The sequence below is a fragment of the Methylopila sp. 73B genome (assembly GCF_000526315.1).
In the GTDB taxonomy this organism is placed as follows: Bacteria; Pseudomonadota; Alphaproteobacteria; order Rhizobiales; family Methylopilaceae; genus Methylopila.
This window is the reverse complement of record NZ_JAFV01000001.1, coordinates 1,938,819-1,960,312: the sequence shown is the minus strand read 5'-3', so window position 1 is coordinate 1,960,312 and position 21,494 is coordinate 1,938,819. Positions and strand designations below refer to the sequence as shown.

Here is a 21,494-nt window from a genome sequence, read left to right as displayed (position 1 = left end):
GCGCGTCTCGAAGCACGCACCCCAAGGTTCGGTCGCCGACCGGGCCGCGACGCCTCAGCCTACTTCAGCCACGCGCTCCAGACGGCCTCGTTCTTGGCCACCCAGTCGGCCGCGACCGCCTCGACCTTCTCGCCGTCGATGTCGACGCGGGCCGCGAGCTCGCCGATGCCCTTGTTGTCGAAGGCGTAGGCCTTCACCGCCTTGTAGGCCGTCGGCCACTTGTCCTTCATGCCGGTCCAGACCGCCTTGTAGATCGGGCCGACCGGCTTGGCGCAATCGTACTTGGCGTCCTTGTTGGAGCCCCAGGCCGGATCCTCGTAGCAAGCCTTCTCGTACTTCGGGAACTCGACCCACTCGCCCTCGTACTTGATGGGGGCCCAGTGCGGCGCGTAGATCCACAGCAGCACCGGGGCCTTGCGCTCGTAGGCGCTCTTCAGCTCGGCGAAGAGGGCCGCGTCGGTGCCGGCGTGCACCACCTCGAACGGCAGGTCGAGCGCCTGGATGCGCTCCTCGTCGTAGCCGCCCCAAGTCACGGGGCCGCCGAGGTAGCGGCCCTTCGGCGCGGTCTCCGGCGTCGAGAAGGCCTCGGCGCAGTCCTTCAGCGCCTTCCAGTCCGGCAGGCCGGGGCACTTCTCCTTCATGTAGGACGGGTACCACCAGTCCTCGCGCGCCTGCATGCCGGTTTCGCCGACGTTCTCCACGCCGCCGGCGTCGATCGCGGCGTCCATCGCCTCCTTGGCGGTGGTCGCCCACACCTCCATCGCCACGGTGAGATCGCCGGTGCGCATCCCCGCGAACTGCGCGAGATAGTCCGCCGGCACGTACTGCACGGTGTAGCCGGCCTTCTCGAGCACGCCGCCCATGATGTGCGCGGTGAGGAGCTGGCCGGTCCAGTCGTTCAGGGTGATCTTGATCGGGTCCTTGGACTCGGGCGCGGCGGCGGCCGCGGCGGAGGCGAGCGCCACCGTGCTGGCTACGATCAGGCTCGTCAGAATGCGTCGCATGTCGGTCCTCCTCGGGACGTCCGGACTTGGCCAGCAGCGTAATGCAGGTTCGATGCCAGAGGGAAGGAAACTCCACACCGGGCGAGGGTTTCTGTTGACGTCCGAGGCTTTCTTCCGAAGAAAAAAGTTCGCGCGCAGGGCAATTCAGCTCGGGGCGCCTCGTCCTGCGGCGCCCTGGCCGATCACGCGCCTGTTACGCGAGCACGCGCCGCATCTCGGGATCGTACAGCGGCGCGAGATGGACCCTCGCCGGCACGCGCACGGTCGCGACGTCGAGCTCGTAGGCGCCTGCCAGCACGAAGGCGTCGTCGAGGCCCTCCGGGCGGCGCACGTAGCCGTAGCCGATCGGCCGGCCGAGCGTGTGCCCGAACCCTCCGCTCGAGAGCCAGCCGACGCGCTCGCCGTTCCGGTAGATCGTCTCCCGGCCGAGCAGCACGACGTCCGGGTCTTCCACGGTAAAGCCTGCAAGCCGCTTCTTCAGCGGCTCGCCCCGGCGCGCGCGCAGCGCCTCGCGGCCGATGAAGTCCGCGCCCTTATCGAGCGCGACGGCCCACCCGAAGCCGGCCTCGAACGGGGTGTGGTCCGGCCCGACGTCCGCGCCGGAGGCCCAGTAGCCCTTCTCCAGCCGCAGCGTCTCGATCGCCCGGTAGCCGGCGTCGACCAGCCCGAAGGCTGCTCCTTCGGCCGCAAGCGCGTCGTAGACGGTCGCGGCGAACTCCACGGGCAGGTGCAGCTCGAAGCCGAGCTCGCCCACATAGGTGATGCGCAGCGCGAGCGTCGGCGCGCCGGCGACGCTGATGCGCTTCGCCCGCCCGAACGGCAGCCCCGCGTTCGAGACGTCGTCGCCGGTGAGCCGCTCCAGCAGGGCCCGGGCGTTGGGGCCCATCAGGCTGAGCACGGCGTAGGCGGAGGACACGTCGATCAGGTGCGCGTCCAGGCCGGCGGGGATGTTGCGGCGGAGCCAGTCGAAGTCCTTGGTGGCCGCGCCCGTGCCGGCGATGAGGTAGAAGTCGTCGGCCGCGACCCGGCAGACGGTCAGGTCGCAGGCGAGCCCGCCCTTCGGGGTCAGCATCGGCGCGACGAAGACCGAGCCCGCGGGCCGCGCCACCTCTGCCGCGCTCAGCCACGACAGCGCGGCCTCGGCGTCGCGGCCGATCAGGCGGAACTTGGCGAAGGAGGTCTGGTCGAACAGGCCGACCGCCTCGCGCACCGCCCGGTGCTCGCGCGCGACCGCGTCGGTCCAGTTCGGGCGGCCGAAGGTGTAGCGGTCCGCGGCCTCTTCGCCCGCTCGTGCGAACCAGTTCGGGCGCTCCCAGCCGAGCTTCTCGCCGAACACGGCGCCCTTGGCCTTCAGGCGGTCGTAGAGCGGCGAGCGCCGCAGCGGGCGGCCGCTCGCGTGCTCCTCGTGCGGCCAGGCGATGGTGTAGTGCTTGCCGTAGGCCTCCAGCGTGCGCGCGCGCACCCAGGCCACGTCGTGGTGGTTGCGGCCGAAGCGCAGGATGTCGACGGCCGCGAGATCATAGGGCGCGGCGCCGCCGGCGATCCATTCCGCCAGCGCCTTGCCCGCGCCGCCGCCCGACGCGATGCCGAAGGCGTTGAAGCCGGCGCCGACGAAGAAGCCGGTCAGCTCCGGCGCCTGGCCGAGGATGAAGGCGCCGTCCGGCGTGAAGCTCTCCGGCCCGTTGATCAGCTCCTTGACGCCCGCCGTCTCCAGCGCCGGCACGCGGCCGAGCGCGAGCTCCATCAACGGCTCGAAATGGTCGAAATTCGACGGCAACAGCTGGAAATTGAACCCCTTCGGGAAGCCGTCGACGCCCCAGGGGATCGGGTTCGACTCGTAGCCGCCCATCACCAGCCCGCCGACCTCCTCCTTGTAGTAGGTCAGCCGGTCCGGATCGCGCAGCGTCGGCAGCGAGGAGGTCACGCCGGGGATCGGCTCGGTGATCATGTACTGGTGCTCGACCGAGACCAGCGGCACGTTCACCCCCGCCATGCGCCCGATCTCGCGCGCCCACTGGCCCGCGCAGTTCACCACGATCTCGCAGGCGATCGCTCCCCGGTCGGTCTCGACCGCGGTGACGCGGCCGTTCTCGATCCGGAAGCCCGTCACCTCCGTGTCCTCGATGATCCGCGCGCCGTGCATGCGCGCGCCCTTGGCGAGCGAGCCGGTGATGTCGGAGGGGTTGGCCTGGCCGTCGGTCGGCAGGAAGGCGGCGCCGATCACGTCTGAGACGTCCATCAGCGGCCAGAGGTCCAGCGCCTCCTTCGGGGTCAGCAGGTGCATCTCGAGGCCGAACGAGCGCGCGGTGGTCGCCTGCCGCTTCACCTCGGTCCAGCGCTCCTGCGTGCACGCGAGGCGCAGGCCGCCGTTCATCTTCCAGCCGGTGGCGAGCCCGGTCTCCTGCTCCAGCGTCTGGTAGAGCTTTACGCTCTCGCCGAGCAGCTGGGTGATGTTCGCGTTCGAGCGCAGCTGGCCGACGAGGCCGGCGGCGTGGAAGGTCGAGCCGGAGGTCAGCTTGTGCCGCTCCAGCAGCACGACGTCCTTCAGGCCGAGCTTCGCCAGATGGTAGGCCGTCGAGACGCCGATGATGCCGCCGCCGACGATGACGATCTGAGCCTGAGTCGGGAAATCCGCCATGCGCGCGCCCTGCCGTGGAGAGGTCTCGCGCGCCGCCCGCCGCGGCGCACGTCGACGTTCCTCACGTGACGCGGCGGTGAAGTCAACGCAAATCCACATCAAACAACAAATCGATGTGGCGACGCGTGGCGCGGCGGCGTTGTCGGAGGGCGAGCCGGGCTCCCGCATGGGCCGATGACAAAACGCCCCGCTCTGGCGTATGTCTGCGCCCGGGGGCCCGTAGCTCAATTGGTTAGAGCCGTCCGCTCATAACGGACTGGTTGTCGGTTCAAGTCCGGCCGGGCCTACCACCGCCGCTGCGATAGCCGGCTGTCGGCCTGCGATCGTCCGCCGAGGGCGCGGAGGCGGCCCTGAAGGTCCCAGACCGCAGCCGCATGCCGGGCCGACGTCGGTCCCGAGATCGATTGAGCGTGGGGCCTCGTTAGGGAGGCTCACGCGGACCAGCGTGACAAGCTCGCGACCACGCCTGTTCTCCCCTGCCAAAATGGCATGTTCTTATTTTGTTCTTGCCTCGCCGCCGGCCTTCTGGAATCTCTTCCTCAGATCGACACGGAGCAAAAACATGGCGCGACACGCGGAAGCCTCGTCGACGGCGGAGCTGTTTCAGGACGAGATTCTCGCAGGCCAGGCGGCGGAGATAGAGGCGGTAATCGCCCAGGCGCACGGCGATCCGCGCGCCGCGGTGGGGGCGCTGCTCGTGCAGCTCGCGGAGGTCGAGCGCGCGCGGCGTGAGGCGGAGAGGTCCGGGTCGCTCGGCTACCGGCGCGGAACGCAGCCGCCGACGCCGGTGCGGGAGGACTGAACGTTCCAGGACTATGAAGGATCAGGCTGGCCCATGCGGCGTCCGAGCGCCGGCCGCCAAGTGACGGCGGCGGCGCTCGGACGCGTCGTCGTCGCCGCTAGACGAAGACGAAATCGTTGGCGTTCAGGTCCGCGACGCTGACGTGGGCCAGCAGGATGCTGCCGTTGTCGTAAGCGATCAGCGCGCCCGACGCGGTGTCCCGGGCGTGGTCGATCACCTCGGCGAAGGACGCGTAGACGCTCGAGCTCATCTGGATGACGTCGACCGACGACGATCCGGCGGCGAAGTCGGTGATCACGTCGCGCTCGGCGAGCCCTGCGAAAATGAAGGTGTCGCTTCCGGCGCCGCCCGAGAGCCGGTCGGCGCCCGCGCCGCCGCTCAGCGTGTCGTCGCCGCCCCCGCCGACCAGCGTGTCAGCGCCCGCGTCGCCGCGAAGACCGTCGTTCCCGTCCTGGCCGTAGAGCGTGTCGTTCCCGTCGCCGCCGTAGAGCTTGTCTTGACCGAGACCGCCGAGCAGCTTGTCGGCGCCGTCTCCGCCGTAGACGAGGTCGTCGCCGTCGTCCCCCGAGACCACGTCGTCGCCGGCGTCGCCGTAGAGCCGGTCGGCGAAGGTCCCGCCGTAGAGCCGGTCATTTCCTGCGCCGCCGAACAACTGGTCGCTGTCGCTGCCGCCATAGAGCCGGTCGGCGCCGTCCCGTCCGATCAGCCGGTCCGCGCCGTAGCCGCCCTCCAGGTAGTCGTCGCCGGCGCCGCCGTCGAGCGTGTCGTCTCCGAGGTCGCCCTCCAGGCGATTGTTGCGCGTGTCGCCCACGATGACGTCGTCGCCGCCGTCGCCCAGGACGTTTTCGACGCCGGACACGACATGCGCGCCCTCCGCGGCGCCTTCGACGGAGTAGGATTTCTTGGCGAGATTGACGTTGATTGCGCGGTCGAACCCGAAGAACGACAGGGTGTCGACGCCGCTCTCGCCATAGACGTCGTCGATCTCGGTCTCGTAGCGCATCGCGAAGGTGTCGGCGCCGGCGCCGCCGTAGAGCGTGTCGACGCCCTTGTCGCCGACCAGCAGATCGTCGCCGTCGCCGCCGTACAGGACGTCGGCGCCGAGGTAGTTCGTCGAGACGTCGTTGCCGCCGTAGATGGTGTCGGCGCCCCCGCGGCCGTAGATCACGTCGTCGCCGCTGCCACCTAGGATAGTATCTCCATCATCGGTGACGCCTGAGCTGTAGTCGAGGACGTCGTTCTGGCCCGTGCCCAACACATACGCCATGGATTGCACCTCAGATTATTGCGGGGGGTGGAGCGTATGAGCATCGCGTTGCGTTTCAAGCGAAACTCGATGACTGCGGTCGAGTGGCGCAGGACGGATCTTTGGCTGTCTATGCCGGGAAGATTGGTCCTGACCTCTCGACGGCCCTGACGGACGCGCGACACGGCCTATAACGGAGGAGGCCTGCAGCCGAACCGGGAGGGGACATGGGCCGCGCCGCGACCGGCTTCACGATCTGCGTCCTCAGCCTCGCGCTCGGGATCGCCGCGCTCGTCGCCACCGGGCCGGGGCGCACGGCGACGCCGAAGGACACGCTGGTGGTGGGGCAGATGGCGGAGCCCAAGTCGCTCGATCCGGCGACGGTGACCGCCGCCAACGACTTCCGCATCCTCGCCAACCTGTTCGAGGGATTGGCGCGTTTCCGCCCCGGGTCGCTGGAGCCCGCCCCGGCGCTGGCCGAGCGCTGGGAGATGTCGGACGACGGGAGGGCCTACACCTTCCATCTCCGCCCGGGCGTGCGTTTCCACGACGGGACAGCGTTCGACGCGGAAGCCGTCCGGTTCAACTTCGCGCGCCTGCTCGACCCGAAACATCCGAACGCGGACGCCGGCCCGTTCCCGCTCGCCTTCTTCCTTGCGCCGGTGACGGCGGTGGAGGTCGTCGGTCCGCTCACCGTCCGGCTGAAGCTGGACCAGCCCTACGCGCCGCTGCTCGCGCATCTCGCCTATCCCATCGGCTACATGGTCTCGCCGGCGGCGGTTAAGGCCGAGGGCAAGGGCTTCGGCCGCGCGCCGGTCGGCACGGGGCCGTTCCGGTTCGAGCGCTGGGAGAGCGGCCGGCAGGTGGCGCTCCTGCGCAACGAGGCCTACTGGGGCGATCAGCCCCCGCTCGCGCGCGTCGCCTTCCGCCCGATCCCGGACGCCAACGCCCGGACGAGCGAGATGCTGGCGGGCGGGATCGACCTGATGGTGGAGGTCCCGCCGGACCAACTCTCGAGCTTCCGTGACCCCGCCCGCTTCGCCCTGCACGAGGCGCCGGCGCCGCACCTCTGGTTTCTCATCCTGAACGCGGCCGAGGGACCGCTTAAGGACGTGCGGGTGCGCCGGGCGGTGAACCTCGCGATCGACAAGCGGACGATCGTCGAGAACGTGCTGTCGAACGCCGCGACCGTGCCGGCTGGCCCGATCTCGCCCGCCTTCGGCGCTGCGCACGATCCCACGCTCGAACCCTATCCGCATGACCCGGAGCGCGCCCGCGCGCTGATCCGCGAGGCAAGCGCGGAGGGCGCGACGCTTACCCTGCTCGCGGCGGAGGGCGGCTCCGGCATGCTGGAGCCGCTCGCCATGGCGACCGCGATCCAGGCGGACCTCGCCCGCGTCGGGCTGAAGGCCGTGATCGAGACCTTCGAGTGGAACGCCTATCTCGCCCGCGTCAACGGCGGCCTGAAAGGCGCCGCCATGGCCGAGATGGCCTGGGCCACCAACGACCCCGACACGCTGCCCTATCTCGCGCTGCGCTCGGAGGCGGCCGCCGACAAAGGCGGCTTCAACGCCGGCGGCTTCTCCGACCCGGAGCTCGACCGGCTGATCGACGCCGCGCGCAAGGAGACGGACGCGGAGGCCCGCGCCGGGCTCTACCGGCGGATCGACCGGCTCGTGCACGACGCCGCGCCCTGGGCCTTCGTCGCCTCCGCCAAGCAGACGGCGGTGACGGCCGCGAGCGTCGAGGGACTGACGCTGGAGCCGTCGTCGCTGCTGGAGCTGAAGGGCGTGTCGAAGCGATGAGGTCCTATGCGCTCCGCCGCCTCGCGCTCGCGGTCCCCGTGCTGTTCGGCGTCACGGTGGTGGTGTTCCTTGTGATCGCGCTGGTGCCCGGCGATCCGGCGCTGGCCATCCTCGGCTCCTACGCGACGCCCGAAAGCGTCGCCCGGCTGAACGCCGAGCTCGGCCTCGACCGTCCGCTGCCCGTCCGCTACCTCGCCTGGGTGGGGAACGCGCTGACCGGCGACCTCGGCCGCTCCTACGCGCTCGACCGGCCGGTGCTCGACGAGGTGCTCGAGCGGCTCGGGCCGACGCTGATCCTCGCCGCCGCGGCGCTGGCCTTGAGCGTCCTGTTCGGCCTCGCCGCGGGCGTCGCCTCCGCTGTGCGGCAGAACGGCTGGGTCGACCGCACGATCGGCCTGGCCTTGCTGCTCGGAGTCTCCACGCCCTCGTTCTTCCTGGGGCTCCTGCTCATCCTCTGGCTTTCGGTCGGGCTCGGCTGGTTTCCGACCGGCGGCATGAGCGCGCTGTTCGGGGGCGGCGGGATCGCCGACCTGCTGAGGCACCTCGTGCTGCCGGCCGTGACGCTCGCGGTGGTCGCGACCGCGATCCTCGGCCGGCTCACCCGCGCCGCCATGCTCGACGTGCTGCGGCAGGATTTCGTGCGCACCGCCCGCGCCAAGGGCGTTGACGAGGACCGGGTGATCTCGGTCCATGCGCTGAAGAGCGCGCTGGTCGCGGTGGTCCCCGTCATCGGGCTGCAGGCGGGCTACGTGCTGGGCGGCGCGGTCTATGTGGAGACCGTGTTCCAGTGGCCGGGCGTCGGCCGCATGCTGGTGGAGGCGGTCGGCCGGCGCGACATCCTGCTTGTGCAGGGCGGGGTGCTGGCGGTGGCCGCGCTCTATGTGGCGATCAACGTCGTCACTGATCTCGCGCAGGCCGTCCTCGACCCGAGGATCGAGGCGTGAGCGTCCTCGCGCGGCTCGCGCGCCAGCCCTTCGCGCTCGCGGGCCTCGCCCTGGTGGCGGTCTTCGCCGCGCTCGCGCTGGCGGCCCCCTTTCTTCCGCTTCCCGACCCCGACGCCACCGAACCCGCGAACCGGCTGGCGGGCCTTGGCTCGGCGGGGCATCTGCTGGGCACGGACCAGCTCGGCCGGGACGTCCTCTCGCGGCTGATCTTCGGGCTCCGCGTCAGCCTCGCGGTCGGCGTCGCTGCGACGCTCGCGGCGGCGCTGGTCGGCGGGACCATCGGCCTCGTCGCCGCCTTCTACGGCCGCTGGGTCGACGGCCTCCTCATGCGGCTCGTCGACGTGCTGATGGCCTTTCCCTACCTGCTCCTGGCGCTCGCCGTGGTCGCGGCGCTGGGGCCGGGCCTGACCAACGCCGCGCTCGCCATCGCCATCGTCAACGTGCCGTTCTTCGCCCGCGCAGTGCGTGGGCAGGCGCTTGGGATCGTGCGGCGGGACTATGTGGCCGCCGCCCGTCTCGCCGGGTTTTCGGACCTGCGGATCCTGCTGAGCGAGGTTCTCCCCAACGTCGCGCCGCTGCTCATCGTCACCGCGGCCACGACGATCGGCTGGATGATCCTCGAGACCGCGGGCCTCTCCTTTCTCGGACTCGGGGCGCAGCCGCCGCAGGCCGACCTCGGCTCCATGCTGGGCGACGGCCGCAAGGTGGTGGTCGCCGCGCCCCACGTGGCGGCTGCGCCGGGCGTCGTGGTGTTCGTGCTGGTGGTCGGCCTCAACCTGCTGGGCGACGGCCTGCGCGACGCGTTGGACCCGCGCATGAAAGGCGCCGAGACCGGCGCGCCGCAGCCGGCGACGCGGGTGGCGCGGGGGAGGGTTGCACTGGGAACGCCGGGGCATGAAGCGAGCGGCGCCTTCACCTCTCCCCGGCGGGGAGAGGTCGGCCAGGAGGGCCGGGTGAGGGGGCCGAGCGCTGACCGGAGAGGTCAATTCCCTCTCACCCGCGAGGCTGACGCCTCGCGACCTCTCCCCGCCGGGGAGAGGTGGGCGCCCGACGTCGACGGTAGCGCTCCCGCTCCCCCCGTCCTCGACGTCCGCGCGCTCACCACCGCCTTCGCCACCTCCCGCGGGAGCTTCCCGGCGATCCGGGACGTCTCCTTTGCGCTTCAGGCCGGCGAGGCGCTGGGGATCGTGGGCGAAAGCGGCTCGGGCAAGTCGGTGACGGCGCTCTCGCTCGCGCGGCTCGCGCCGACGCCGCCGGGGACGATCATCGCCGGCGCGGTGCGGATCGCCGGCGCGGACGTGCTGGGTCTCGGCCTCGACGCCCTGCGGCGGCTCAGGGGCGAGCGCATCGCCTATGTGTTCCAAGACCCGCTGACGACGCTGAACCCGCTGATGCGGATCGAGGCGCAGATCGTGGAGGCGATCCGCCCGGCGCCGGGCGAGGGCGCGAAGGCCTTGCGCGCGCGGGCGAGGGCGCTGATGGCGGACGTGGGCCTGCCGGACCCCGAGCGCATCGCGCGGGCCTATCCGCACGAGCTCTCCGGCGGCCAGCGCCAGCGGGTCGGCGTCGCCATGGCGCTCGCGAACGCGCCGGACGTATTGATCGCGGACGAGCCGACGACCGCGCTCGACGCCGCCACGCAAGCGCGCATTCTGGAGCTGTTCGCCCGCATCCGGCGCGAGCGCGGCGCGGCGCTGATCTTCGTCAGCCACGACGTCGGCGTGGTCGCCCGCCTCTGCGACCGGATCGCGGTGATGTACGCCGGCGAAATCGTGGAGGAGGGTCCCTCGCGCGCCGTCGCCGAACGGCCGTTGCACCCCTACGCCGCCCGCCTGATCGCCTGCGCGCCCGAGCTGGGGCGGCCGGACAAGCCGCTCGCGCCCATCCCCGGCGCTCCGCCTGCGATCGACGCCCGCCCAGAGGGCTGCGCCTTCTCACCCCGCTGCGACCACGCCGTCGACGCCTGCCGGGCGGGGCCGATCGCGCTGGACGACGTGGGCGAAGGTCGTCGCGTGCGCTGCATCCGCTGGCGCGAGCTTTTGGGAGAGGCGGCGTGAGGGGCGGCCTCGGTGATGGGGTGCGTGCTTCGAGACGGCCCTTAGGGCCTCCTCAGCATGAGGAGGTTTTGGATTGAGGCTCCCCGGCGACTCCCCACCTCCTCATGCTGAGGAGGCTGCCGCAGGCAGGCGTCTCGAAGCACGCACGTCGGCTGACGCACGCACAGCCCCGCCAGCGCCCCTGTTGGAGGCCCGCGCCGTCACCCGCAGCTTCGGCGGAGGCGGCGGGTGGCTGGGCAAGAAACGTCCGGCGCTGGTGGCGGTCGACCGCGTCAGCCTTGCGCTCGGGCCGGGCGAGACGCTCGGGATCGTCGGCGAAAGCGGCTCCGGCAAGTCCACGCTGGCGCGCATGCTGGTCGGGCTGCTGCAGCCGAGCGACGGCGTGATCGCGCTTGACGGCGAGGCGCTCGATCTTGCCCGCGCCGGCGATCGCCGCCGGCTGCAGCGGCGCGTGCAGATGGTGTTTCAGGATCCGGCGAGCGCCATGAACCCGCGCAAGACGGTGGGCGCCAGCGTCGAGGCGCCGATGATCGGGCTGAAGGGCTGGGACGCGGCGCGCCGGACGGCCCGCGTGGCGGAGCTGTTCGAACGGGTCGGCCTCGCGCCGGAGCACGCCGGCCGTCACCCCCACGAGTTCTCCGGCGGCCAGTTGCAGCGCATCGGGATCGCCCGCGCGCTCTCGGCGGAGCCGGCCATCGTCGTGCTCGACGAGCCCGTCTCGGCGCTCGACGTCTCCGTGCAGGCGCAGGTGCTGGCGCTGCTGCGGGAGCTACGGGACGGGAGCGGGCTGAGCCTCGTCTTCGTCAGCCACGACCTCGCGGTGGTCGAGGCGCTCTGCGACCGGGTCATGGTGATGCGTCGAGGCCAGGTCGTGGAGGAGGGCGCCTGCCGCGCGGTGCTCGCCGAGCCGCGCGAGGATTACACCCGCGAACTCATCGACGCAGCGCGCCGCTTCGCCGCTTGACGCAGCCCGCGCCGGCGCGATCTAGCGCCGACGCCCGCGTCCGCAGGCGCCCCTCCGGAACCCGCACCCCATGGCGTCTGCGCAAACCCTGTCCCGCCGCGAGATCGAACTCGGTTTTCTCGCGGGCGTTGGCCGGGCGGTCGGCGGCGCGGTGGTGTTTTCGCTGCCCGTGCTGATGACCATGGAGATGTGGTCGCTGGGCGCCAGCCTCGACCGCTGGCGGCTGCTGGCGCTGGTCGCGGGGCTGATCCCGCTGCTCGTCGGCCTGTCGCGCTTCATCGGCTTCGAGGAGACGACCTGCTGGCGCGACGACATCCGCGACGCGCTGGTCGCCTTCGCGGTCGGCGTCGTGACCTCCGCGGTGATCCTGAGCCTGTTCGGCCTGATCGAGCCGCGGATGTCGTTCGACGAGATCATGGGCGCGATCGTGATCGAGAGCGTGCCCGCGAGCCTCGGCGCGGTGGTGGCGCAGGGCCAGTTCGGCAAGCCGGACGAAAGCGACGAACGGCACGCCCGCGAGGCGGGGTACTGGGCCGAGCTGCTCTTCATGGCGGCCGGCGCCATCTACCTCTGCTTCAGCGTCGCGCCGACCGAGGAGGTCGACCTGATCTCCGCCGAGATGACGCCGTTCCACGCCATCGTGCTGGTTCTCGTCTCGCTCGCCGCCATGCACTCCGTGGTCTATGTGCTGCAGTACGCCGGCCAGGAGCCGGTGGAGCCCGAGGGCGCCGGCTTCTGGAGCCTGTTCGCGCGCTACACCGTCGTCGGCTACGCGTTGTCGTTGCTCGTGTGCTTCGCGCTGATGTGGACCTTCGGCCGCTTCGACGATCTCGGGCTCGAGGCCGCGCTGCGGCTGTGCGTGACGCTGGGCTTCCCCGCAGCCGTCGGCGCCGCCTTCGCGCGGCTCATCGTTTAGGGAACGGACATGGCCGAAGAAGGCGCGCGCGAGATCGGATGGCTGGAGTGGGGCGTCGCGGGGCTGGGCGCGGCCCTCGTCGTCGGCGTCCTGGGCGTCCTCACGCACGAGGCGCTGACCTACGAGGACGGCCCGCCCGCGATCATAGCCACCGTCGACGACGTCAGCCGGGGCCCCGGCGGCTACGTCGTCCGCTTCACCGCGAAGAACGAGGGCGCCTCCACCGCGGCCGAAATCCTGATGCTCGCCGAGCTGAAGCAGGGCGACGACGTGCTCGAGAGCGCCGAGGTCACGCTGGACTACGTCGCGCGCAAGTCGTCGAAGCAGGCCGGCGTGGTGTTCGCGCGCGATCCGGCGGGGGCGGAGCTTACGATCCGGGCGACGTCGTACCGGAAGCCGTAGCATCCCGTTCGAGACTTTGAGGGCGACTGCGACGCCACTTTCTCCCCTCCCCCTTGCGGGGAGGGGCCGGGGGTGGGGGTGGTTCAGAATGAAGCGCAGAGATCGCCGCCGCTCTGCGCGGGCCGTTCCGCTCCATCCTGCGCCACCCCCACCCTTACCCTCCCCGCAAGGGGGAGGGGGCGGAGACGTTGCGTCACCTGGACAGGAGCTTGGCCGACGCCTGCGCTCACGTCCCCGGCGGCAGCGAAGCGTAGTAGGCGGCGACGGCGCGGATCTCCTCCGGCGTCATGCGGAAGGCGATCTTGCGCATGATCTCGCGGAACGGGCCGCCGCCGCGCGAGTCGTGCTCCTTCTCCCAGAGGTGAAGCTGGGTCTCCAGATAGGACGCGTGCTGCCCGGCGAGCGAGGGGTAGGCGGGGTTGCGCGCCGAGGCGGAGGGGCCGTGGCAGGACTGGCAGGCGGGCGTGCCGGTGGCGCGCACGCCCTCGCGGGCGATCTTTTCGCCCGCGGCCACGAGCGCGGGATCGGGCGTCGGCGCGTCCTTCGGGCGTCCGGCCGGCTGGTTCGCGTAATGCTCGGCCAGCGCCGCCAACTCCGAGTAGGGCAACCGGGAGGCGGCGGGCTGCATGATCCCGCTGTGGCGCTTGCCGACGGCGTAGGCCGACAGCGCGTCGAATAGATAGTCCTCCGACTGGCCGGCGATCACCGGGAAGGCGTCGCCGTCCCGGCCCAGGCCGTCGCGGCCGTGGCAACGGGCGCAGTCGGCGAGCGTGTCCTCGCGTGGGCCGCGGCCCTGCGGGCCGTGCGCGATCGCGACCAGCCCGCCCACGGCGCCGTCGCTCTCCGCGCCTATGGCGAGCGCCTTGTACTCGTCCGGCGTCATGCCTGGGAGCTTCTTCAGGAAGGCGACGACCGCCCAGACCTCGTCCTCGCGCTCGTCGAACGAGACCCAGGCCGGCATGCCGGAGAACTTCACGCCGTGCTTCACAATGGTGAAGAGGTGCGCGGTCTCCCAGGTCGGAACCTTGGCGTCGAGGTCCGGCGGCGGCGGGCTCATGACGTCGGTCAGCGGCGACCGCGGCCGGCCCGGCGCCCCGTGGCAGGAGGCGCAGCCGGTGGCGTAATGCCCGGCGCCGCGGGCGATCAGCGCCCGGTCGTCGAGGTTGTCCGGGACCTCGACGCCGATCGACCAGGTCTCCACGGAGTTGATCATCACCCAGTGCAGGAACCAATCGGTGACGCCCCAGTGCTTCGTGCTGGCAGAGATGTTGAACAGGCCGGACCAGCCAAAGGCGAGGCCGGCGGCCACCGCGAGCACCGCCGCGACGCCCGCGCGCTTCGGCGTCACGCGGACGTTCACGCTGCGGTTGAGGAACCCGCTCATGGCCGGCCTCCGCGGGTGAGCGCGGATGGCGCGCGGTCGTCGGAGAGCAGGCGGCCGACGAGCGCGACGCCGCCGGCGAGGTAGGCCGCGCCGCCGATCAGCAGCATCATCACGCCGCCGAGCTGCTGGTCGTCGAGCGGGCTGAGCAGCGTCAGCGTTTCGCTCGCCTGGTGGTGCGCGGCGAAGAGCGGCCGCACGCTCATGGCGAGCAGCGCGCCGAGCAGCGTCATGTGGATCGAGGTGAGCAGCATCGCCACGACCCCCGCGGCGGTGCGGCCGGCCTTGGTCGTGGCGCCGTAGCCAAAGCAGGCGAGCCAGACCCAGAGGCCGGAGAGCAGGAACGAGGCCTGCTCGCCGAGGTAGGCGAGGGCGCTTTCGCGGGCGAGATCGTGGGCGGCAGGCGTGTGCCAGCCCCACACCACGATGAGCTCGACCAGCGAGGCGGGGACGGCTGCGAACAGCAGAGGATGACTGGCCGACAGATCGTAGCGGGAGCCCGCCACGCTGAGCGCGATCAGGGGCGCCGCGATCGCCACGACGCCCATATGCCGGATCATGTGGCCGGTGAAGCCGTGGCCGATCAGGGCGCTGGTCTGCGGCGCCCAGGCGAGCGCGAGCACGGCGAGACCCGCCCCGAGGAGAAGCTTGCGCTTCATCGGCAGTCTCCGATGAACACGGCCGGCAGCGCGACGAAGATAACGCCGACGAACGAGAGCCCGCACAGCAGCAGCGTGGCGAAGCCGAGGAAGCCCTGCCTACCCTCGAAGCTCGGCTCGTCGAACGGCGGGTCCACGTCGCCGCTCCGCCAGTGGCCCCACGCCTGCCGCGTGCAGAGCGCGATGATCGCGACGGCGACCACGGTCGCGACGAGGATGACGAGGCGGGCGACGGTGATGTCCGGCCACGCCGCGCCGGTCATCACCCGCGCGTCCGCCATGGTCTTGGCGCAATAGCCGGCGGCGGCGGTGTAGGAGACGAGGAAGTGCAGAGCCCAGACCGTGGGGGCGGTGACGAGGGTGATCAGGTTCGCGCGGGTGGAGGCGATCATTGAGGCCTCCGGAGAGCGGGCAAAGCGAGGGAGGCGCAGCGCGGCTCTTTACCTCTCCCCTGTGGGGAGAGGTCGATCGGCGAAGCCGAGCGGGTGAGGGGGCTCCGGGTTCTCCGGCGAGCGCGGGCCCCCCTCACCCGGCGCTGCGCGCCGACCTCTCCCCACAGGGGAGAGGTGAAGGAAGGCGGGGCGCAGCGCCTCCTCATCGCGCCACCAGCGGGAACAGGGCGATGGTCGCGACGCTGACCGCCATGGTGATCAGGGCGAAGTGCCAGAACAGCACGACGTTGTGGATGTCGATGTCGTGCTCCTTCGTCAGCTTGGAGCCGACCGAGCGCGCCAGGCAGTAGAGCGTCATGATCACGCCGACGCCGATGTGGACCGCGGTCCAGATCGCGATGACCCACACGGTCGCGGGGTACACGTGGGCGGTGGGGTCGAGGCCGGTGGTGTGCGGCCCCCACAGCAACGCCGCGCCGCCGCCGACCGCGAGCACGAGGGAGACGCCGAGCCACAGCCGCAGCGACAGCGGCCGGTCGGCGGCGTTCGCCCGGCGGGCGAGCAGCATCGCGCCCCAGGACGCCACGGTGAGCCCGAGCGCAACCGACGGCCACAGCAGGCCGGGGCCTGCGGCGTCGACCGGTGGGAATGCGGTGGCGTGGATCGTCCAGTAGAAGAAGTAGCCGAAAATCAGGCTCGCGAAGGCCGACATGTCGCCGATCATCGTGATGAACATCGCCCACCAGCCGACCGAGTCCGGGCCGGAGACGTAGAGCGGCAGCCGCAGCCCGAGGCCGACGTCCTTCTCCTTCTTCTCCGGGATGATCGCGGTGCCGGTCCAGAGCCAGATCAGGATCGCGATCAGCGCCGCGATCGAGAAGCCGATCGTCAGCGTCCAGGCGTAGAAGGTCGCCGCGATGAAGGCGCCGCCGGTGAGGAAGGCCGCCCCCATGGTGATGAAGGTGTTGCCCGGCACGCGCAGGCACTGGATCGGCCGCGCGTCGAGCACCGAGGTGATCAGCGTCTCGCGCTTTCCCTCCTCGGCGTCGGGCAGGTAGAACCGGCCCTCGTCGTAATCGCGCACGAAGTTCGGCTGGTCCCAGAGCGGGTAGCGCGTGGTGACGACCGGCACCGTGCGTACGCCCCAGTCGCGGCCCGGGTTCTCCGACAGCCACTCCAGCGTGCCGGCGTTCCAGACGTTGCGGGGCGCGTAGGGCTCCTTCGACTTCGGTCGCAGGATGTCCCAGGTCACCACCAGCACGCCGGCCGCGAACACGAAGGCGCCGACCGTCGAGACCATGTTGAGCGTGTCGAAGCCAAGCCCTTCCGCGTAGGTGAACACCCGGCGCGGCATGCCGCGCAGGCCCGTGATGTGCATCGGCAGGAAGGTGACGTTGAAGCCGACGAACATCAGCCAGAAGCCGATCTTGCCGAGCCGGTCCGACAGCCTGCGGTCCATCACGAAGGGGTAGTAGTAATAGACGCCCGCGATCAGCGGGAAGAACATGCCGCCGATCAGCGTGTAATGCAGATGCGCCACCACGAAGTGGCTGTCATGCGCCTGCCAGTCGAACGGCGCGAGCGCCACCATGACGCCAGTCAGCCCGCCGAACACGAAGATCGCGAGCGCCCCGACCGCGTAGAGCATCGGCACGGAATAGATCACCCGGCCCGCGAGCAGCGTCGCCAGGAACACGAAGATCTGCACGCCGGTCGGGATCGCGACCGCCTCCGACGCCGCCGAGAAGAAGGCGAGCGAGATCGCGGGCAACCCGGTCGTGAACATGTGGTGGACCCACAGGCCGAACGACAGGAAGCCGGTGCCGACGGCGGCGAGCACGATCCACGAGTAGCCGAGGATCGGCCGCTGGGCGAAGGTCGGCACGATCATCGCGAGCAGCGCGATCGCGGGGAGGAAGATGATGTAGACCTCGGGGTGGCCGAAGATCCAGAACAGGTGCTGCCACAGCAGCGGGTCGCCGCCCTTGGCGGGATCGAAGAACGGCCAGCCGAACATCCGCTCGAGCTCGAACAGGATGTCGCCCGCGATCAGCGGCGGGAAGGCGAACAGGATCATGCCGGCGACCACCAGCACGTACCAGGCGTAAAGCGGCATCAGGTTGATGCGCATGCCCGGCGGCCGGCACTTTAGCGTGCCGACGATCAACTCGACGGCGGCTGCGATCGACGCGACCTCGATGAACGACAGCCCCAGCAGCCAGACGTCGGCGCCGATGCCGGTCTGCTTCTCGTCGGTGGTCAGCGGCGGGTACATGAACCAGCCGCCGTCGGGCGCGGCGTTGAAGAAGATCGAGCCGCAGACGAACACGCCGCCGAGCAGGAAGCTCCAGTAGCCGAACGCGGATAGCCTGGGGAACGGCAGGTCGCGGGCGCCCAGCATCTCCGGCAGGATCAGGATCGCGACCGCCTCGAAGATCGGGATCGCGAACAGGAACATCATCGCCGTGCCGTGCAGCGTGAAGACCTGGTTGTAGAAGGTGGCGGACAGGAAATCGTTGTCCGGGACGGCGAGCTGGGCGCGGATCAGCAGCCCGAGCACGCCCGCGAACAGGAAGAAGAACAGGGCGGTCGCCGTGTACCAGATCCCGACCTCGGAATTGTTCACAGCCGACCAGTAGCGGACGCCCTTCGGCGTCTCCCAGACCTTTTCGAGGCGGTCCTCCTGGCCCTTGCGGACCTCCGGATCGTCCTGGGGGGAGGCGAGCGCGGCGTCGGTCATCGATCAAGCTCCGACGACCATGAAAGCAGGGCTCGACGGCGCACGGCGACGCGCGCCGTAGCCGTCCCCCTCTCCCCTTGCGGGAGAGGGTAAGGGTGAGGGGTCCGTATCAGGATGAGGCTGTCGCCGACGTGAAGTGCTTTATCCTGAAACGGACCCCTCATCCGACCGACGCCTGCGTCGTCGGCCACCTTCTCCTGCAAGGGGAGAAGGGAAAAGGCGTCGAGTTTTGCGGCGCCCATCACTTCAGGCTCCCCAGATAGGCCGCGATCGCCATAAGGTCGTCGCGCGGCAGGGCGGGGTAGGCGGGCATCGTCACGCGCGGCTTGACGGTGTCGGTCTCGGCGATGAAGCGGACGACATTGTCGGCGGTGTTTGGCAGCGTGCCGGCGCCAAGCGTCTTGCGGGCACCGAAGCGGGTGAGGTCGGGGCCGACCTCGCCCCTGGCCTCGGTTCCGGCCACCGCATGGCAGGCGCCGCAGCCGTTCTGCAGGAACAGGTCGCGGCCGCGCGCGAGATCGCCGGTCGCAGTGGGAAGCGGCGCGGCCTGGGCCGCGAGCCAGGCGTCGAACGCGGGCTTCTCCATCACGACGATGTCGAAGGCCATCAGCGCGTGGCTCGCGCCGCAGAACTCGGCGCAGACGCCGCGGTAGGTCCCGGGCTTCTCCGCCTCCAGCACCAGCCGGTTCTCGCGGCCGGGGATCATGTCCACCTTGCCGCCGAGCGTTGGGATCCAGAACGCGTGGATCACATGCGGGCTCGTCAGCGCGAACTCCACGCGCTCGCCCACTGGCATGCGGATCTCGTTGGCGGTGACGACCTCCGGGCCGTTCAGCGGCCTGTAGCGCACGCGCCACCAGAACTGCTCGCCGGCGACGTCGACCCGCAGGCCTTCGCCCGGCTGGCGCAGCTCCGGCATCAGCCGCAGCCCATAGACCAGCAGCGCGGCCAGCACGACGACGGGAAACACCACGCCGCCCCAGAGAATCAGCCGCTTGCCCACCGCCTCGTCATGGGCCTCGGTCTTCACGCGCGTTGCGTAGACCGCGACGCCCAGAACGATCGTCCACACGACGCCGGCGCCGATCAGCATGACCCAGAACAGGTCCGCGACGTCGCGCGCCTCGCGGCCAGCGGGGTCGAGCGCGGACTGCACGCCAGAGCATGCGCCAAGCCCCAGGGCGATGAGCCCGAGCGCCGCGAGGCGCTTCAGTTGGCGTGCGGCGATGATGGCGGCCCCCGGGGTATGCGTTACCCGAGCGAACTAAGCGATGACGCTAACCGCGCCAGTGCAACCGCGCCACGACCTGTCACTTTTCCAGCCTGATAACGGGGCTGTGAAGTGTGCGCCTATGGCCAGGCGGCGAGCGGAGGAAGCGACGACAGGATGGAGGCGACGTTGCCGCCGGTCTTCAGGCCGAAGATCGTGCCGCGGTCCTGCAGCAGGTTGAACTCGACGTAGCGGCCGCGGCGCACCAGTTGCTCCGCGCGGTCGGCCTCGGTCCAGTCCTTCGCGAAGTTCGCCCGCACGATGTCCGGATAGACCTCGGCGAAACGTTCGCCGATCGAGCGGGTGAAGGCGAAGTCAGCCTCGAAGTCGCCGCTGTCCAGCCAGTCGTAGAACACGCCGCCGATCCCGCGCGGCTCGTTGCGGTGCTTCAGGAAGAAGTACTCGTCGCACCACGCCTTGTATCTTGCGTAATCGGCCACCGCATGGCCGTCGCAGGCGTGTTGGAACGCCGCATGGAAGGCGACCGTGTCCGGATCCTCCTGCGTCCGCCGGCGGTCGAGCACGGGCGTGAGGTCGGCGCCGCCGCCGAACCAGGCGCGGCTCGTCACCACGAAGCGGGTGTTCATGTGCACGGTGGGCACGTTCGGGTTCACGGGGTGCGCGATCAGGGAGATGCCCGAGGCCCAGAAGCCGGGCGCCTCCATCGCGCCGGGGATGTCCTTGCGGAACTCGGGCGCGAACTCCCCGAACACGGTGGAGCAGTGCACGCCAACCTTCTCGAACAGCCGGCCTTTCATCATGCCCATGACGCCGCCGCCGCCGTCGGCGCCGGTGTGGTCCTTGCGCGACCAGGCCGTGCGCTCGAACCGGCCGGCGGGCGCGTCGCCCGGCGCTTCGTCCTCCAAGGCCTCGAACAAGGCGTGGATCTGGTCGCGGAGTTCCTCGAACCAGGCGCGGACGCGGGTCTTGCGGGCGTCGACGTCGACGAGGGGCGAGGGCATGGCGACCGATCCGCGAATGCGAGGGCGGGAGGCCGGCATTTAGGGTGGCGAGGAGCGGGATGGAAACCCCGCGGTTTGGCGCAGCGCCTCGCCGAGGGCGATCGCGCCGGCGACCGCGACGTTGAGCGAGCGGAGTTCGGCGCGGATCGGCACCACCACGCGCAGATCCGCCGCGGCGTGGACGGCGTCCGGGACGCCGGCCGATTCGCGGCCGAGCATCAGCACGTCGTCAGGCCGGAAGGCGGCGTCCACATGGGCGACCGCGCCTCGGGTCGTCAGCAGCACGAGCCGCGCGCCGGCCGCCTGGCGAGCCTGCTCGAACGCCTCGAACGAGACGTGGCGGACGACCTCCACATGGTCGAGGTAGTCGAGGCCGGCGCGACGAAACGCCCGATCGGACACGAGGAATCCCGCGGGCTCGATGATGTCGACGGCGACGCCGAGGCAGGCCGCGAGCCGCAGCAGCCTGCCGGCGTTCTGCGGGATGTCGGGTTGGTAAAGCGCGAGACGCACAGGGAAATTAGCCTCCGATAACGGAATCGTGGCGGAATCCAGGTGGTGAAGATGCGACACTGTGTCCTAAAGTCTTAGGCGGGCTGGACAGGCCTCGACATCGGGTGCGACAAAGCGCGCAAGAGATAAGAGCCGTTCCAAAGGACGGCCCGCGTCGGACCGACGAGCCAAGCCCGCCGTTACGCCGCACTGAGGAAGCTTTTGGGAGAGACTGATCGTGGCAGCCACGCACGACGCCGCCGAGCCGACCCGTCGCGACTTTCTGTATCTGGCGACAGGGGCCGCGGCCGCCGTCGGGGCCGGGTTCACCGTATGGCCGTTCGTGGCTCAGATGAATCCCGACGCGTCGGCGCTCGCGTTGGCCACCAGCGAAGTCGACATCAGCCAGATCGCCGAAGGCCAGATCATCACCGTCAAATGGCGCGGCAAGCCGGTGTTCGTCTGGAACCGCACGGCGAAGGACATCGAAGAGGCGAAGGCCGTCGAGATCGGCCAGCTGCCCGACCGCAACGCGCGCAACGAGAACCTCGCCCCGGACGCTGAAGCGACGGACGAGAACCGCGCGGCGAAGGGCAAGGAGAACTGGCTGATCGTCACCGGCATCTGCACCCATCTCGGCTGCGTTCCGACCTCGAAGTCCGGCGAGTTCGACGGCTGGCTCTGCCCCTGCCACGGCTCGCACTACGACAGTGCGGGACGCATCCGCAAAGGACCGGCGCCGGAAAACCTCCACATCCCGCCCTACGCCTTCGACAGCGACACCAAGATCACCATCGGCTGAGGCCGCCCCCGCAGGTTC

General features: G+C 70.6%; 18 protein-coding genes and 1 tRNA gene. 9 read left to right on the top strand and 10 right to left on the bottom strand.

The genetic code is table 11. The annotated features are described in order from the left end of the window. Positions 1 to 59: 59 nt before the first annotated feature. The gene (locus tag K244_RS0109525) at positions 60 to 1,004 is read right to left on the bottom strand and encodes an ABC transporter substrate-binding protein (protein WP_020186030.1); all 945 of its coding nucleotides are present in this window, start codon (positions 1,002 to 1,004) and stop codon (positions 60 to 62) included. A gap of 193 nt (positions 1,005 to 1,197) precedes the next feature. Beyond that, positions 1,198 to 3,642 (bottom strand): FAD-dependent oxidoreductase, encoded by a 2,445-nt coding sequence (locus K244_RS0109520; protein WP_020186029.1) that lies wholly within the window; start codon positions 3,640 to 3,642, stop codon positions 1,198 to 1,200. Positions 3,643 to 3,855: 213 nt separating this feature from the next. Between K244_RS0109520 and K244_RS0109515 the strand changes: the two genes are divergently transcribed. Together K244_RS0109515 and K244_RS0109510 are read left to right on the top strand one after the other, a co-directional pair. Beyond that, positions 3,856 to 3,932, top strand: a tRNA-Ile gene (locus tag K244_RS0109515). 272 nt (positions 3,933 to 4,204) lie between these two features. Further along, on the top strand, positions 4,205 to 4,444 hold the full coding sequence (locus K244_RS0109510; protein WP_020186028.1) for a hypothetical protein: 240 nt from the start codon (positions 4,205 to 4,207) through the stop codon (positions 4,442 to 4,444). A gap of 97 nt (positions 4,445 to 4,541) precedes the next feature. On the opposite strand, the gene K244_RS21725 is transcribed toward K244_RS0109510, so the two are convergent. After that, on the bottom strand, positions 4,542 to 5,711 hold the full coding sequence (locus K244_RS21725) for a calcium-binding protein (protein ID WP_024816410.1): 1,170 nt from the start codon (positions 5,709 to 5,711) through the stop codon (positions 4,542 to 4,544). A gap of 206 nt (positions 5,712 to 5,917) precedes the next feature. Here K244_RS21725 and K244_RS0109500 point away from each other — a divergent pair, with 206 nt between their 5' ends. The 6 genes from K244_RS0109500 to K244_RS0109475 all read left to right on the top strand — a co-directional run bounded on the left by K244_RS0109500 (position 5,918) and on the right by K244_RS0109475 (position 12,778). Beyond that, positions 5,918 to 7,495, top strand: coding sequence for an ABC transporter substrate-binding protein (locus tag K244_RS0109500; protein WP_020186026.1), 1,578 nt, complete (start codon positions 5,918 to 5,920; stop codon positions 7,493 to 7,495). Beyond that, positions 7,492 to 8,439 (top strand): ABC transporter permease, encoded by a 948-nt coding sequence (locus tag K244_RS0109495; RefSeq protein WP_020186025.1) that lies wholly within the window; start codon positions 7,492 to 7,494, stop codon positions 8,437 to 8,439. Before K244_RS0109500 ends, K244_RS0109495 begins: the two co-directional genes overlap by 4 nt. Next, on the top strand, positions 8,436 to 10,496 hold the full coding sequence (locus K244_RS24130) for a dipeptide/oligopeptide/nickel ABC transporter permease/ATP-binding protein (RefSeq protein ID WP_020186024.1): 2,061 nt from the start codon (positions 8,436 to 8,438) through the stop codon (positions 10,494 to 10,496). Before K244_RS0109495 ends, K244_RS24130 begins: the two co-directional genes overlap by 4 nt. A 184-nt stretch (positions 10,497 to 10,680) precedes the next feature. Continuing rightward, positions 10,681 to 11,460, top strand: a complete 780-nt coding sequence (locus tag K244_RS0109485; protein ID WP_020186023.1) for an ATP-binding cassette domain-containing protein — start codon at positions 10,681 to 10,683, stop codon at positions 11,458 to 11,460. A 70-nt stretch (positions 11,461 to 11,530) separates the two neighbouring features. Then, positions 11,531 to 12,376 carry a TIGR02587 family membrane protein gene (locus tag K244_RS0109480; RefSeq protein WP_020186022.1) on the top strand — a complete coding sequence of 282 codons (846 nt, stop codon included), beginning with the start codon at positions 11,531 to 11,533 and terminating at the stop codon, positions 12,374 to 12,376. 9 nt (positions 12,377 to 12,385) lie between these two features. Further along, a complete protein-coding gene (locus K244_RS0109475) occupies positions 12,386 to 12,778 on the top strand; it encodes a TIGR02588 family protein (RefSeq protein WP_020186021.1) in 393 nt (130 codons plus the stop codon). A 226-nt stretch (positions 12,779 to 13,004) separates the two neighbouring features. Here the strand turns inward: K244_RS0109475 and K244_RS0109470 are convergent, their stop codons facing one another. The 7 genes from K244_RS0109470 to K244_RS0109440 form a co-directional block, all read right to left on the bottom strand. After that, a complete protein-coding gene (locus tag K244_RS0109470; protein WP_020186020.1) occupies positions 13,005 to 14,162 on the bottom strand; it encodes a c-type cytochrome in 1,158 nt (385 codons plus the stop codon). Next, positions 14,159 to 14,818 carry a cytochrome c oxidase assembly protein gene (locus tag K244_RS0109465; protein WP_020186019.1) on the bottom strand — a complete coding sequence of 220 codons (660 nt, stop codon included), beginning with the start codon at positions 14,816 to 14,818 and terminating at the stop codon, positions 14,159 to 14,161. Before K244_RS0109465 ends, K244_RS0109470 begins: the two co-directional genes overlap by 4 nt. After that, positions 14,815 to 15,210, bottom strand: a complete 396-nt coding sequence (locus K244_RS0109460; protein ID WP_020186018.1) for a hypothetical protein — start codon at positions 15,208 to 15,210, stop codon at positions 14,815 to 14,817. The genes K244_RS0109465 and K244_RS0109460 overlap by 4 nt, the downstream gene beginning before the upstream one ends. A gap of 202 nt (positions 15,211 to 15,412) precedes the next feature. Beyond that, entirely contained in the window at positions 15,413 to 17,950 is a 2,538-nt protein-coding gene (ctaD, locus tag K244_RS0109455) for a cytochrome c oxidase subunit I (RefSeq protein ID WP_020186017.1), read from the bottom strand. A 241-nt stretch (positions 17,951 to 18,191) separates the two neighbouring features. Then, the gene (coxB, locus tag K244_RS0109450) at positions 18,192 to 19,106 is read right to left on the bottom strand and encodes a cytochrome c oxidase subunit II (protein ID WP_020186015.1); all 915 of its coding nucleotides are present in this window, start codon (positions 19,104 to 19,106) and stop codon (positions 18,192 to 18,194) included. Between the two features lie 194 nt (positions 19,107 to 19,300). Then, on the bottom strand, positions 19,301 to 20,182 hold the full coding sequence (hemF, locus tag K244_RS0109445; RefSeq protein ID WP_020186014.1) for an oxygen-dependent coproporphyrinogen oxidase: 882 nt from the start codon (positions 20,180 to 20,182) through the stop codon (positions 19,301 to 19,303). A 39-nt stretch (positions 20,183 to 20,221) separates the two neighbouring features. Continuing rightward, entirely contained in the window at positions 20,222 to 20,695 is a 474-nt protein-coding gene (locus K244_RS0109440) for a tRNA (cytidine(34)-2'-O)-methyltransferase (protein ID WP_020186013.1), read from the bottom strand. 217 nt (positions 20,696 to 20,912) lie between these two features. On the opposite strand from K244_RS0109440, the gene petA reads away from it, so the two are divergent. Then, entirely contained in the window at positions 20,913 to 21,476 is a 564-nt protein-coding gene (gene petA / locus K244_RS0109435; protein WP_020186012.1) for a ubiquinol-cytochrome c reductase iron-sulfur subunit, read from the top strand. Positions 21,477 to 21,494 lie beyond the last annotated feature (18 nt).

Coding starts and splice junctions, on each gene's coding strand:
- K244_RS21725 (WP_024816410.1), bottom strand. CDS start 5,711: ATGGCGTATGTGTTGGGCACGGGCCAGAACGACGTCCTCGACTACAGC.
- K244_RS0109510 (WP_020186028.1), top strand. CDS start 4,205: ATGGCGCGACACGCGGAAGCCTCGTCGACGGCGGAGCTGTTTCAGGAC.
- ctaD (WP_020186017.1), bottom strand. CDS start 17,950: ATGACCGACGCCGCGCTCGCCTCCCCCCAGGACGATCCGGAGGTCCGC.
- K244_RS0109465 (WP_020186019.1), bottom strand. CDS start 14,818: ATGAAGCGCAAGCTTCTCCTCGGGGCGGGTCTCGCCGTGCTCGCGCTC.
- K244_RS0109475 (WP_020186021.1), top strand. CDS start 12,386: ATGGCCGAAGAAGGCGCGCGCGAGATCGGATGGCTGGAGTGGGGCGTC.
- K244_RS0109520 (WP_020186029.1), bottom strand. CDS start 3,642: ATGGCGGATTTCCCGACTCAGGCTCAGATCGTCATCGTCGGCGGCGGC.
- K244_RS0109495 (WP_020186025.1), top strand. CDS start 7,492: ATGAGGTCCTATGCGCTCCGCCGCCTCGCGCTCGCGGTCCCCGTGCTG.
- K244_RS0109480 (WP_020186022.1), top strand. CDS start 11,531: ATGGCGTCTGCGCAAACCCTGTCCCGCCGCGAGATCGAACTCGGTTTT.
- K244_RS0109500 (WP_020186026.1), top strand. CDS start 5,918: ATGGGCCGCGCCGCGACCGGCTTCACGATCTGCGTCCTCAGCCTCGCG.
- K244_RS0109470 (WP_020186020.1), bottom strand. CDS start 14,162: ATGAGCGGGTTCCTCAACCGCAGCGTGAACGTCCGCGTGACGCCGAAG.
- K244_RS0109525 (WP_020186030.1), bottom strand. CDS start 1,004: ATGCGACGCATTCTGACGAGCCTGATCGTAGCCAGCACGGTGGCGCTC.
- hemF (WP_020186014.1), bottom strand. CDS start 20,182: ATGCCCTCGCCCCTCGTCGACGTCGACGCCCGCAAGACCCGCGTCCGC.
- K244_RS0109460 (WP_020186018.1), bottom strand. CDS start 15,210: ATGATCGCCTCCACCCGCGCGAACCTGATCACCCTCGTCACCGCCCCC.